The organism is Maribacter luteus, assembly GCF_009674825.1.
In the GTDB taxonomy this organism is placed as follows: Bacteria; Bacteroidota; Bacteroidia; order Flavobacteriales; family Flavobacteriaceae; genus Maribacter_A; species Maribacter_A luteus.
The window spans coordinates 57,937-70,724 of sequence record NZ_WKJH01000004.1; the positions used below are offsets into that span (position 1 = coordinate 57,937).

12 protein-coding genes are annotated in these 12,788 nt (G+C 38.2%); 9 read left to right on the forward strand and 3 right to left on the reverse strand.

The genetic code is table 11. The annotated features are described in order from the left end of the window. Positions 1–27 precede the first annotated feature (27 nt). From GJ691_RS07040 to GJ691_RS07070, 7 genes are all read left to right on the forward strand, one after another. Complete coding sequence (locus GJ691_RS07040) at positions 28–381, forward strand: 4Fe-4S dicluster domain-containing protein (protein WP_154365243.1); 354 nt, start codon at positions 28–30, stop codon at positions 379–381. Positions 382–552: 171 nt separating this feature from the next. Beyond that, the gene (gene ychF / locus GJ691_RS07045) at positions 553–1,647 is read left to right on the forward strand and encodes a redox-regulated ATPase YchF (RefSeq protein WP_154365245.1); all 1,095 of its coding nucleotides are present in this window, start codon (positions 553–555) and stop codon (positions 1,645–1,647) included. Positions 1,648–1,768: 121 nt separating this feature from the next. Beyond that, a complete protein-coding gene (locus GJ691_RS07050) occupies positions 1,769–2,665 on the forward strand; it encodes a DMT family transporter (protein WP_154365247.1) in 897 nt (298 codons plus the stop codon). A 193-nt stretch (positions 2,666–2,858) separates the two neighbouring features. Further along, positions 2,859–4,718: a DNA topoisomerase IV subunit B gene (locus GJ691_RS07055; RefSeq protein ID WP_154365249.1), complete on the forward strand. Its 1,860-nt coding sequence runs from the start codon at positions 2,859–2,861 to the stop codon at positions 4,716–4,718. Positions 4,719–4,743: 25 nt separating this feature from the next. After that, positions 4,744–7,431 (forward strand): DNA gyrase/topoisomerase IV subunit A, encoded by a 2,688-nt coding sequence (locus tag GJ691_RS07060; RefSeq protein WP_154365252.1) that lies wholly within the window; start codon positions 4,744–4,746, stop codon positions 7,429–7,431. Positions 7,432–7,443: 12 nt separating this feature from the next. Beyond that, positions 7,444–7,875: a large conductance mechanosensitive channel protein MscL gene (gene mscL, locus GJ691_RS07065; protein WP_154365254.1), complete on the forward strand. Its 432-nt coding sequence runs from the start codon at positions 7,444–7,446 to the stop codon at positions 7,873–7,875. Positions 7,876–7,935: 60 nt separating this feature from the next. Next, positions 7,936–8,892, forward strand: a complete 957-nt coding sequence (locus GJ691_RS07070; protein ID WP_154365256.1) for a sterol desaturase family protein — start codon at positions 7,936–7,938, stop codon at positions 8,890–8,892. Positions 8,893–9,089: 197 nt separating this feature from the next. On the opposite strand, the gene GJ691_RS07075 is transcribed toward GJ691_RS07070, so the two are convergent. From GJ691_RS07075 to GJ691_RS07085, 3 genes are all read right to left on the reverse strand, one after another. Next, positions 9,090–9,908 carry a TerC family protein gene (locus GJ691_RS07075; RefSeq protein ID WP_154365258.1) on the reverse strand — a complete coding sequence of 273 codons (819 nt, stop codon included), beginning with the start codon at positions 9,906–9,908 and terminating at the stop codon, positions 9,090–9,092. A 2-nt stretch (positions 9,909–9,910) separates the two neighbouring features. After that, positions 9,911–10,288, reverse strand: a complete 378-nt coding sequence (locus GJ691_RS07080; protein WP_154365260.1) for a DNA topoisomerase IV — start codon at positions 10,286–10,288, stop codon at positions 9,911–9,913. A gap of 73 nt (positions 10,289–10,361) precedes the next feature. After that, a complete protein-coding gene (locus GJ691_RS07085; protein ID WP_154365262.1) occupies positions 10,362–10,739 on the reverse strand; it encodes a helix-turn-helix domain-containing protein in 378 nt (125 codons plus the stop codon). A 294-nt stretch (positions 10,740–11,033) separates the two neighbouring features. Between GJ691_RS07085 and GJ691_RS07090 the strand changes: the two genes are divergently transcribed. Further along, positions 11,034–12,140 carry a M14 family metallopeptidase gene (locus GJ691_RS07090; protein ID WP_154365264.1) on the forward strand — a complete coding sequence of 369 codons (1,107 nt, stop codon included), beginning with the start codon at positions 11,034–11,036 and terminating at the stop codon, positions 12,138–12,140. Between the two features lie 120 nt (positions 12,141–12,260). Then, the gene (locus GJ691_RS07095) at positions 12,261–12,740 is read left to right on the forward strand and encodes an Lrp/AsnC family transcriptional regulator (RefSeq protein WP_154365266.1); all 480 of its coding nucleotides are present in this window, start codon (positions 12,261–12,263) and stop codon (positions 12,738–12,740) included. Positions 12,741–12,788 lie beyond the last annotated feature (48 nt).

Sequence of the window (12,788 nt, forward strand, 5' to 3'; positions counted from 1 at the left end):
TATTTCAGTTTAAAAGAGAAAGAAATTATGGCAATTATTATTACAGATGAATGTATAAATTGTGGGGCTTGCGAACCCGAGTGCCCTAATACAGCAATTTACGAAGCAGCGGATGATTGGAGATACAGTGATGGTACTTCTTTAAAAGGTAGTGTTGTCTTGCCTAACGGTACGGCGGTAAATGCCGATGAAGTTCAGGAACCTGTCAGCGATGAAGTGTACTACATAGTACCTGATAAATGTACCGAATGTAAAGGTTTTCATGATGAACCCCAATGTGCCGCCGTTTGTCCGGTAGACTGTTGTGTTCCCGATGAAGACCATAAAGAAACGGAAGATGAATTATTGGCGAAACAACGGTTTATGCATCCTGAGGATTAGGGTTTCCCATTCTGGAAAACATAACACATTTAGTATTTAATGAACAAATAAAGCCCAGGACCATTGGTTCGGGCTTTTTGTTTGTTAGTAAAAGGTGTAAATACAAATGAAAAACTATCTTTGCACCCAATTTTGAAAATAGTTTTTTTCGAACCCTGAAATGAATTTATAATGAAAGCAGGTATTGTAGGATTACCGAATGTGGGAAAGTCCACCTTATTCAATTGTTTATCCAATGCTAAGGCGCAAAGTGCAAACTTTCCGTTCTGTACGATCGAACCTAATATAGGTGTGGTCAATGTTCCCGATTCCAGATTGGAGAAATTGGAAGAATTGGTAAACCCGGAGAGGGTTTTGCCTGCGACCGTTGAAATAGTTGATATCGCCGGATTGGTAAAGGGCGCAAGCAAGGGAGAAGGACTTGGAAACCAGTTTTTGGGGAATATTCGGGAAACGGATGCCATTCTGCACGTACTTCGTTGTTTTGACAATGATAATATCGTACATGTCGACGGTTCTGTAAATCCTATTAGGGACAAGGAAACCATTGACATGGAGCTACAGTTAAAAGATTTGGAAACCGTAGAAAAGAAATTGGATAAAGTTAAAAGGGCCGCGAAAACAGGAAACAAAGAAGCCCAAAAAGAAGAAGCGGCACTTATAAAAGTAAAAGATGGCCTTGAGGCCGGGATTTCTGTCCGTGCCATTGAGTTTTCAGATGATGAGAAGAAAGAATATGTAAAACCCTTACAGTTCATTACCGATAAACCGGTAATGTACGTATGTAATGTTGATGAAGAAGCGGCCACGACAGGTAATGATTATGTTGAGACCGTAAAAAAGGCAGTTGCCAATGAAAACGCAGAGGTAATATTTCTCGCAGTGGGTACCGAAGCCGATATAACCGAACTGGAAACCTATGAGGAACGTCAAATGTTTTTAGAAGACTTGGGACTTTCAGAACCGGGTTCTGCCAAATTGATACGTGGGGCATATAAATTATTGGATCTTGAAACTTATTTTACAGCTGGTGTGAAAGAGGTACGCGCATGGACCATTCCGGTTGGAGCAACCGCACCACAAGCAGCAGGAGTAATACATACCGATTTTGAAAAAGGTTTCATTAGGGCAGAGGTCATCTCCTATAATGACTACATAGAATATGGGAGTGAAGCCAAGGTAAAGGAAGCAGGTAAAATGCGGGTTGAAGGAAAGGATTATATAGTTAAAGATGGCGACATTATGCATTTTAGGTTTAACGTATAACCAAAATATTCCCACAAATTAAATCATAGAAGCCCTAAAAGTAACACTTGTCCTTTTTGGGCATTGTATTCGTACTTCTTATATCCTTATGATTTTATAACGAATGATATAGCTTGTCGGCATGTTAAAGAATATTTCAGCCACAGGCAGTGGTATTTTGTTCGCCATATTGGGTGTGGTTTTATTTTCCGCCAAGGCGGTCATGGTAAAATTGGCTTACACCTATGATGTTGATCACTTAACACTCTTATTGTTTAGAATGGTGTTCGCGCTACCATTTTATATTATTATCGCTTTCTGGAAAAAACCCTCGCATCCCCAAACCATAAAAACCAAAGATTACCTATGGTTGGTATTCTTTGGATTTATCGGTTATTATTTGGCCAGTCTCTTCGATTTTATGGGACTGCAATATTTAAAAGCCGGATTAGAGCGAATCATCCTATTCATTTACCCAACAATGGTGGTACTACTTTCATGGATTTTCTTCAAGAAAAGAATCACCAAACTTCAAAGTCTAGCCATTTTAATCACTTATGTTGGCGTATTGATTACTTTTTGGGATGAAATTGCCCTTAAGGATGAATCATTGGCCCTAGGTTCCTTTTTAATATTCTTGAGTGCACTTACCTATGCGGGTTATTTGGTAGGTAGTGGCTGGTTGATTCCAAAATTCGGGGTAGTACAATTTACTTCTTACGCCATGATCGTTTCAACAGTTGCAATAATCATACATTACTTGTTTAAAAAGGGTATTTATATTGCCGATTATCCGATTGAGGTCTATGCACTAGGCGGTGCAATGGCCATTCTTTCTACCTTGATTCCATCATTCTTGGTTTCTGCCGCAATTAATCGGCTTGGCGCTTCCACTTTTGCGATTTTCGGAAGTTTAGGACCTATATCAACCATAATCTTGGCCTTTTTCTTTTTAGACGAACGTATTTCAACTTTACAGGTTTTTGGGATGTTGGTGGTTATCAGTGGGGTAACCTTGGTTTCGAGGAAGAAGACTTGATAAGTGACAGCATAAACCTTTACATTTTGGGACTTAACCCCAATAGGATAAACCATAGCACAGAACATTTGGCAGCATTCACATTGATTAATACGAACAAAATTGGTATTTTCGTTGTTGATTACTTTCCAAGCCAAAAGCTTTGAAAATTGCTTTGAAATTTTATATTAGCAGGGATAAACCCTGATTAACTATGGCAGAGTCCCAATATACTGAAGATAACATTCGTTCCCTCGATTGGAAAGAACATATTCGTTTACGACCCGGTATGTATATCGGTAAATTAGGCGATGGTTCTTCCGCTGATGATGGCATCTACATTCTTTTAAAGGAAACCATAGACAACTGCATCGATGAATTCGTCATGGGAGCAGGTAAGACCATTGAAATCACGATTAAAGATAAAATGGTACGCGTAAGGGATTATGGCCGTGGCATACCCCTAGGAAAAGTCGTTGATGTGGTTTCCAAAATGAACACGGGGGGCAAGTATGACAGTAGGGCGTTTAAAAAATCGGTAGGTTTAAACGGTGTTGGTACAAAAGCGGTAAATGCCCTTTCAAGTTTTTTTGAAGTTCAATCTTCGCGGGAAAACCAAATTAAGACCGCCCAATTTGAACAGGGGAACCTTACATTGGAAGAAGGCCCAGCTGAAACATCCAAAAGAAAGGGAACTAGGGTTTCTTTCATTCCGGACGAATCCATCTTTAAAAATTATAAATTCAGGAACGAGTATGTGGAACGCATGCTTAAAAACTACGTTTACCTGAACCCTGGATTGACCATTGTATTCAATGGGGAAAAGTTCCATTCGGAAAACGGATTGAAAGATCTTTTGGAAGACAACAACAATGCCGAGGATTTATTATATCCTATCATCCACCTAAAGGGAGATGATATTGAGGTCGCCATAACGCATAGCAAAACACAATATAGCGAAGAATACCATTCTTTTGTGAACGGTCAGCATACCACCCAAGGAGGAACGCACCAAGCAGCCTTCAGGGAAGCTTTGGTAAAGACCATTAGGGATTTCTATGGAAAAAACTATGATGCCAGCGATATTCGTAAATCCATCATATCGGCTATTTCCATAAAGGTTATGGAGCCCGTTTTCGAAAGTCAGACCAAGACAAAACTAGGCTCGACCGATATGGGAGGTAAATTCCCGACGGTTCGCACCTATATCAATGATTTTGTCGGTAAATACCTAGACAATTATCTACATAAAAATCCGGAAACCGCTGAAAAATTACAGCGAAAGATCATGATGGCCGAAAAGGAGCGTAAAGATCTTTCCGGAATACGGAAATTGGCCCGTGACAGGGCAAAGAAAGCAAGCCTTCACAATAAAAAGTTGAGGGATTGCAGGGTGCATTTGGGCGATATGAAAAACGATCGCCGATTAGACAGCACCCTCTTTATTACAGAAGGGGATTCAGCATCCGGTTCCATTACCAAATCTAGGGATGTAAATACCCAAGCCGTTTTTAGCTTACGTGGTAAACCTTTGAATTCTTACGGTATGTCCAAAAAGATCGTATACGAAAACGAGGAATTCAATTTACTACAGGCAGCTTTGAATATTGAGGAATCTATGGAAGATCTTCGATATAATAATATTGTAATAGCTACGGATGCCGATGTCGACGGTATGCACATTCGCCTGCTGTTGATCACGTTTTTCCTTCAATTTTTCCCTGAATTGATCAAGGAGAACCATTTATATATTTTACAGACACCCTTGTTCAGGGTTAGGAACAAAAAAGAGACTATTTATTGCTATAGCGAGGAAGAACGAAGAAATGCCATATCCAAATTAACAGGGAAACCGGAAATAACCCGATTTAAAGGGTTAGGTGAGATTTCCCCTGATGAGTTCCAATATTTTATAGGAGAGGATATTCGATTGGAACCTGTGATGTTGGATAAAGCAATGTCAATCGAGAATCTATTACAGTTCTACATGGGGAAAAATACCCCGGACCGACAGGAATTCATTATAAACAACCTTAAAGTAGAAATAGACCTTATAGAGGAAAATCAATTATAAATCAAGATAATACGAATCTTTCTTTATGGAAGAGAATGAAGAGCTGAACGAAGCACCAAACGAAAATTTGCCAACTGACGATACTACAGAAAATGATAATACCGGACATGCACTGACCAAAGTCACGGGCATGTACAAAGATTGGTTTTTGGATTATGCCTCATACGTAATCCTAGAGCGTGCGGTACCTGCCATCGAAGACGGATTTAAACCGGTACAACGAAGAATCTTGCATGCACTGAAGGAGCTCGATGATGGCCGTTATAACAAAGTCGCCAATGTCGTGGGTCACACCATGCAATATCACCCCCATGGTGATGCGAGTATTGCCGATGCCATGGTGCAGATCGGTCAAAAAGACCTTTTGATCGATACCCAGGGAAACTGGGGAAACATTCTTACAGGGGACAGGGCAGCGGCTTCTCGTTATATTGAAGCACGATTATCCAAATTTGCTTTGGAAGTGGTTTTCAGTCCAAAGATTACCGAATGGCAACTTTCCTATGACGGACGTAAAAAAGAACCCGTTAACCTTCCAGTTAAATTTCCGCTGTTATTGGCCCAAGGTGCGGAAGGTATCGCTGTTGGATTATCGACCAAGGTGTTGCCCCATAATTTCATTGAACTTATTGATGCTTCCATAAAGCATTTAAAAGGACAACGTTTCACCCTATTTCCAGATTTCCCTACCGCGGGAATCATAGATGTTAGTTCGTATAATGATGGTATGCGAGGTGGCAAGATACGTGTTCGTGCTAAAATATCCCAAAAAGATAAAAATACACTGGTAATCAATGAAATACCATACGGAACCAATACTTCTTCTTTAATCGATTCGATCCTTAAAGCTAACGAAAAAGGGAAGATTAAAATTAAAAAAATAGAGGACAACACAGCTGCCGACGTTGAAATCCTGGTACACTTACCAAGTGGTATTTCCCCGGATAAAACCATAGATGCCTTGTATGCCTTTACGGCTTGCGAATCGTCTATATCACCCTTGGGTTGTATCATCGAGGACAATAAACCACTTTTCACAGGTGTATCGGACATGTTACGACAATCTACCGATCTAACGGTTGAATTATTGAAAGCCGAACTGGAAATAAAGTTATCGGAACTTGAGGAACAATGGCATTTTGCATCCTTGGAGCGCATATTTATCGAGAACCGTATCTATAGGGATATTGAAGAAGAAGAGACATGGGAGGGTGTTATTGCCGCTATTGACAAAGGCTTAAAGCCGCACACCAAACACCTGAAACGAGCAGTTACCGAGGAAGATATCGTACGGTTGACGGAAATACGGATTAAAAGAATTTCCAAATTCGATATCGACAAAGCCCAACAACATCTCGATAGTCTGGAAGAAAGCATAGCCGAAGTTAAACATCATTTGGATAACCTGATAGAATTCGCTATCGACTATTTCAAAAACCTTAAGACCAAATATGGCAAAGGACGTGAGCGCAAATCAGAAATAAGGATATTTGATGACATCGAAGCCACCAAAGTAGTTATCCGTAACACAAAATTGTACGTAAATCGCGAAGAAGGATTTATAGGAACCTCCTTAAGACGCGATGAATATGTTACCGACTGTAGTGATATTGATGATATTATCGTTTTTACCGCAGATGGCAAAGCCATGGTAACCAAAGTGGACAGCAAAACATTCATTGGCAAGAACATTATACATGTCGCCGTATTCAAGAAAAAAGACAAACGCACCACCTACAATATGATATACAGGGACGGAAAAGGCGGCCCTACTTATATAAAGAGGTTCAATATCACCAGTGTAACACGTGACAGGCCTTACGACCTAACCACCGGAAAACCAAATTCATTGGTTTATTATTTTTCAGCCAACCCCAATGGGGAAGCAGAAGTAGTAACCGTGAATTTAAGACAGGTTGGTAGTATTAAAAAATTAAAATGGGACATCGATTTTGCAGATGTATTGATTAAAGGAAGGGGCTCTAAAGGGAATATCGTAACAAAATACACTGTAAAACGAATTGAGTTAAAGGAAAAAGGTGTATCGACCCTTAAACCAAGGAAGATTTGGTTCGATGATGTCGTGAGACGCCTAAATGTAGATGGCAGGGGAGAGTTATTGGGAGAATTTAAAGGTGACGACCTTCTGTTGGTCGTCAATCAAAAAGGGATAGCCAAAACTATTTTGCCCACCATGACCTGTCGTTTTGACGACGATATGATCATTCTTGAGAAATGGAATCCAAACAAACCCTTGTCCGCAATTTATTGGGAAGGGGAAAAAGAACGGTTTTACGTAAAACGTTTTTTAATAGAACACGAAAATAAGGAAGACCAATTTATTTCCGAGCACCCTAAATCCTATTTGGAACTGGTTTCTACCGATTGGCGTCCTGTCGCGGAAATAGAATTTTCCAAACCAAGGGGGAAAGATGCCAAACCAAGCTTAACGATTGATTTAGAAGAGTTTATATCAATTAAAGGAATAAAAGCTTTAGGCAATCAATTAACATCCGAAAAAGTAAAAAACATTAATTTGCTTGACCCTTTGCCTTATGAAGAACCTGAATCCAAGGAGACCAATGAAATGGAGGTGATTGACGAGGAAGATGTAAGTTCCACTGACAAAGCACCAAAAAGCAAAGAGGGTAGTAAGGGGAATGACAAAAAAGACCCTGATACCGATGATGAAGGCCAAACTGCTTTATTTTAGACAATTTTTGCCATGAAGAGTTTCTTTCAAGAATTCAAGGATTTTGCGATAAAGGGAAACATGATGGACATGGCCATTGGTATTATTATCGGTACCGCATTCAACAAAGTGGTCGATGTTCTGGTCAAGAAAGTGATCATGCCACCATTATCACTAATGACAGAAGATGTTCATTTATCCGAAAAAAAGTATATCTTACGCGCTGCAGCGGAAAATGTTTCGGAAATTGCCATTGGCTACGGGGAACTTATAGAGGTTGTAATTGATTTCGGTATTATTGCACTTACGATTTTCGTTGTCATTAAATTCATGAACCGATTTAGAAGCAAAGCCGAGGATCCGAGCGACAAGGAAGAAAAAACCCCTAAGAATATTGAGCTATTGGCCAATTTGGAAAAACTAATGCAAGAACAAAACAATATTCTAAGAAAAAACAAAGAATAAACGTGCGTTTCACAAAGGTCGCACATAAAACGATACCTTTGATATAATTTAAAAAGATATATGGATTTTACCAACCCCCTGGTATACGGAGTACCTTGTTTTATTGCATTTATATTACTGGAATTAACCTACAGTAAAACCCACGGAGATGACGACCTATACGAATGGAAAGATCTTTTTGCCAGTGGTTTTATGGGAGTTGGATCTGCGATAATCGCCCCCTTGATCAAAGTTATTTCCGCAATTGTAATTTTTGAGTTTACTTATGAATTGTTCAATCCCCTTGTAGACGGGGTAAGAACCAATATCATGGGTTACGAATCTTTTGGCTACGCTTGGTATATTTGGCTCCTGTGCCAATTGGCCGATGATTTTACATACTACTGGTTCCATAGGGCCAATCATGAAGTGAGGATATTATGGGCCGCGCACATCGTACACCACTCATCGGACAATTTTAACCTGGGTACAGCTGTTAGAAATGGCTGGTTTACGATATTGTACAAGCCTTTATTTTATATGTGGATGCCAGCACTGGGTTTCCCTCCTGAAATGGTCGTAGTGTGCCTCGGTATAGAAGCCTTATGGCAATTTCAACTACATACGGTTTACGTACCTAAATTGGGATTTTTGGAAAAAATCTTCAATACCCACACTATGCATCAAGTGCATCATGCCCAAAATGTGGAGTATTTGGATAAAAACCATGGCGGATTTCTGAATATCTTCGATAAGATATTCGGCACTTGGAAAGAGTATGACGAAAATATAGATGTTAAATATGGTGTAATTCATGCACCGGACTCTTACAACCCGATCGTAATTCTGACACATGAATTCAAGGATATTTGGAACGATGTAAAAAAGTCCAAAAAACTCTCCCATGCATTAATGTATATTTTCGGCCCTCCCGGATGGAGTCATGACGGTAGTACCTTGACCGTAAAACAACAACAGCGACTCTTTAAGCAACAGAAAAAGAAGAATCCTAAAATAGCTTATTCCAGACCTAATTAATAAGATTATCCGGATTTTGGACCTAGCTAAATCTTTTATCCGAAAAAACACTCTGTTCACAAGGGCATAGCTAACTATTCCAGATATAAGTTTGTTTAAACTAAACTTAAACCAGACAAAGACATAAAGCCATCTTGTAGCGGTTATTGCTTCTTCAAAGGAATCATCATATCATTTAGGACACTAAGCCTTTTAGCTTAGTTGATGTCATCAGAAATCGTTTGTTTCGGATTTTTGTTTTTCTTCATTCGCATATTGAAGAATTCCACCATAAGTGAAAAAGCAATGGAAAAATAAAGATACCCTTTGGGTATGGTCCCTACTTCATTACCGAATACTACTAGATGAGATAAATGCGCCGATTCAGCAATCAACATAAATCCGATCAATATAAGGAAAGACAGGCCTAATACTTGGATTGAAGGGTGTTTATTCACAAATTCCCCAACAGGATTAGCGAACAACATCATAATTATAACAGAGACTACAACCGCAATGACCATTAAAATCAATGCATCATTAGGGTTAGGGGAGATACCATTGGTCATACCTATAGCGGTTAAAATGGAGTCGAACGAAAACACGATATTGATTACGGTAATCTGGACAATGGCATTCGTCAAAGATGTAGACCTATGACTTTTAACCTCTCGCTCATCATGCCCTTTATCCTCGATTTTCTCATGAATTTCACTCGTACTCTTATATAATAGGAACAATCCACCAGCGAACAATATCAATCCTTGCCCGCTAATCCCTCCAGACACCCATTCACCATCCAGAACCCAAAAAGGCTTTTTCATACTGGTCAACAAAGAAATACCGAACAACAACAAAATACGCATGACCATAGCGAGCACCAAACCAAGATTCGTTGCTTTTTTACGTTGCTTTTTTTCCAATTTGCCCGCAGCTATCGATATAAATATGATATTATCGATACCTAAGACTATTTCAAGGAAAGTTAAGGTAAGTAATGCCACCCAGGCATCAGGACTTGTTAAAATGTCGAACATGGTTAGTTGGTTTTTATAGCTGTTCCTCTAGATTTATTGTTATCACCCACAATATTGTATTCAAAGGTATATGAATTCCCCGTAGTTGTCAATATTTTCACATGAATCGACTTTTCCTCGGCTTTGTTCTTCGGATGCATTTTTTTCATGATATATTCACAGTCATTGATCCAGCGCACTGAAGAACTGTCTATCTTACCATCAAAATAATCGATTTCAAGGTCTCCATTTCGCTCAAAAACAGTACTCACTTCCTTATTATCGATTATAGAGGTAAAAGTAAATTTACCATCCTTAAAAGCCTTGCAATCCCTTTGTGGTTGATAGCAGGAAACAAGAAGCGAAAATGCGATAAATATTAGAATGAATCTTATTTGCATAATCACAAATTAAAGGATTTACCAGCAAATAGCACAACCGCATTCCAAATAAAATTACTTTTCAAGCCTAGTTTCATTCCCGATAAGATTTAAAACTCCCGTCAGAAAAGAAGATGACTATCCGGTCAATACTTTTCCCCTCCTTTGTTTTGGGAGGTTTTTTCATTTCTTGGTCTACCGGGGTCGGAGCGGGTAAAGGTTTTACAGACTTGATCTTGGTTTTAGACACAGGAAAATCACCTTCCCCTTTCAAGAGCCAATACAAATCAACTTCGGGAAAAGTATCCACAACCTTCATCACGAACTCTAAACTAGGCTTGTTTCTACCTGATAACAAATGGGAAATACTGGAGCGCTGTACTTTTATGCGATCAGCGAAAACCGACGCCGATAGGTCGTAATAGCGTAGAATTTCCTCCAGACGTTTTATAAAATCCTCTATGTTTACCATTGTAATTAAGTAGTGCGCAAAGGTAAGCAAAAAGTAACTTCAATCTTTAAAATTAAACAATATAAACGGTCCAATTATATATACTATCACTTTACTTAAAATACTTTATATAACTAGTATAATGTTAATTATAAATCTTTTTATACTGTTTAATACTTTTTAGGGGTTTTTGTTTACAATTGTTTATTCAAACGGGATGAAAACCTAATTTTTGAAGTTTACAAATGTAATTTTACGTTTTACATTTGTAACTTAAAGAGGTGTTACATTTGTATCCGCTTGAAAAACATTTAAATGAGATTATCCCATATAGATTACAATTCGATAAAAGAGAAAGCCTTAAAAGGAAGGTATATTACACATAACCACATTACCCCGATTCTTAAAGATCTTCCCGCTGTTTTTAAGTTGGAAGAAATTGGTCGATCAGTAAAAGACCTTCCTATTTATACCGTGACATTCGGAAATGGCCCGAAGAAAATCTTAATGTGGTCCCAAATGCACGGAAATGAATCTACAACCACAAAAGCGATTTTCGACCTTTTTAATTTAATCGTCGGTTCTTCTAAAATCAGCTCAACCATATTAAGTACCTGTACGATTAAGATCATACCTATTCTTAATCCTGATGGTGCAATGGTATATACCCGAATGAATGCGAACATTGTAGACCTGAATCGCGATGCACAAGAAAGAAGTCAACCAGAAAGCAAAGTTCTTCGAAATTGCTATGAACATTTTAAACCTGATTTTTGTTTTAACCTTCATGGACAACGTACCATATTCAATGTAGGAAACTCATCAAAACCGGCAACAGTGTCATTTTTGGCCCCTGCTTTTGATAAGGAGAGAAATATTTCATTTACAAGGGCACAGAGTATGCGATTGATCGTTGCTATGAACCAAGAGCTTCAAGAATCGATTCCCGGACAAATTGGTCGTTACGATGATGGTTTCAATGCTAATTGCGTTGGTGATACCTTTCAAATGTTGAATATTCCGACTATTTTGTTCGAAGCGGGTCACTATCCAAATGATTATGACCGTGAGGAAACACGAAAATTCATATTCATTGCCATGTTAAAGGCTATAGATGTCATTTCTAGCGACACCCTGGAAAATTATGATCAATCTGCTTATTTTGAGATACCGGACAACAATAAACTATTTTTCGATATCCTTATAAAAAATGTACACATTATTGATCCGATTAAATATAAAGAGGGTGATTCATTAGGCATTCTTTACAAGGAAGTTCTTAAAAATGAGCAAATTACTTTTGAGGCTTCATTAGAAAAATCAGGAAACCTAGAAGGTTATTTTGGACATAAAACATATGATTGCACTTCGGAAAATGATTTTTCTTACTTAAAATCAGCAACTTTCGCTAAACTTATTTAAAATATTTTTTGAGCATTAAACTCAAAAAAGAATGTTTAATTACATTTTTGTTAAAAAATAACAACTTTTATTAAGTTTAATTTCTTAATTACTTATTTTTGTACCAAATATTAAGTAACAATGACAAAAGTTAAATTAGACGAAATTGACCACCAGATTCTGGACATGCTGATTGATAACACCAGAACCCCTTTCACTGATATAGCCAAAAAACTATTAATCTCTGCCGGCACAGTTCATGTACGTGTTAAAAAAATGGAAGAAGCAGGAATCATACGTGGTTCTTCTTTGACATTGGATTACGTAAAACTAGGATATGCTTTTATAGCTTATGTTGGTGTATTCTTGGAAAAAACCCATCAGACAAAATTTGTTTTGGAGCGCTTAGAACAGATACCGAATGTTACCGTAGCCCATATAACTACTGGTAAATTCAACATATTCTGTAAAATCAGGGCGAAAGATACCAATCACGCTAAAAATATTATTTTCAAGATAGATGACATCGATGGCATCAGTAGAACCGAGACCATGATTTCACTAGAAGAAAGCATTAACGATAAAAAACGTTTAATGCATATGATTTTTAACGAACTATAACAAGATTTTTACTCTACAATACAAATCCCAAAAACGAAAGTCTTTGGG

Excerpts from the sequence above, each read along its gene's own strand:
- GJ691_RS07040 (WP_154365243.1), top strand. The coding sequence starts at position 28 with ATGGCAATTATTATTACAGATGAATGTATAAATTGTGGGGCTTGCGAA.
- ychF (WP_154365245.1), top strand. The coding sequence starts at position 553 with ATGAAAGCAGGTATTGTAGGATTACCGAATGTGGGAAAGTCCACCTTA.
- GJ691_RS07050 (WP_154365247.1), top strand. The coding sequence starts at position 1,769 with ATGTTAAAGAATATTTCAGCCACAGGCAGTGGTATTTTGTTCGCCATA.
- GJ691_RS07055 (WP_154365249.1), top strand. The coding sequence starts at position 2,859 with ATGGCAGAGTCCCAATATACTGAAGATAACATTCGTTCCCTCGATTGG.
- GJ691_RS07060 (WP_154365252.1), top strand. The coding sequence starts at position 4,744 with ATGGAAGAGAATGAAGAGCTGAACGAAGCACCAAACGAAAATTTGCCA.
- mscL (WP_154365254.1), top strand. The coding sequence starts at position 7,444 with ATGAAGAGTTTCTTTCAAGAATTCAAGGATTTTGCGATAAAGGGAAAC.
- GJ691_RS07070 (WP_154365256.1), top strand. The coding sequence starts at position 7,936 with ATGGATTTTACCAACCCCCTGGTATACGGAGTACCTTGTTTTATTGCA.
- GJ691_RS07075 (WP_154365258.1), bottom strand. The coding sequence starts at position 9,908 with ATGTTCGACATTTTAACAAGTCCTGATGCCTGGGTGGCATTACTTACC.
- GJ691_RS07080 (WP_154365260.1), bottom strand. The coding sequence starts at position 10,288 with ATGCAAATAAGATTCATTCTAATATTTATCGCATTTTCGCTTCTTGTT.
- GJ691_RS07085 (WP_154365262.1), bottom strand. The coding sequence starts at position 10,739 with ATGGTAAACATAGAGGATTTTATAAAACGTCTGGAGGAAATTCTACGC.
- GJ691_RS07090 (WP_154365264.1), top strand. The coding sequence starts at position 11,034 with ATGAGATTATCCCATATAGATTACAATTCGATAAAAGAGAAAGCCTTA.
- GJ691_RS07095 (WP_154365266.1), top strand. The coding sequence starts at position 12,261 with ATGACAAAAGTTAAATTAGACGAAATTGACCACCAGATTCTGGACATG.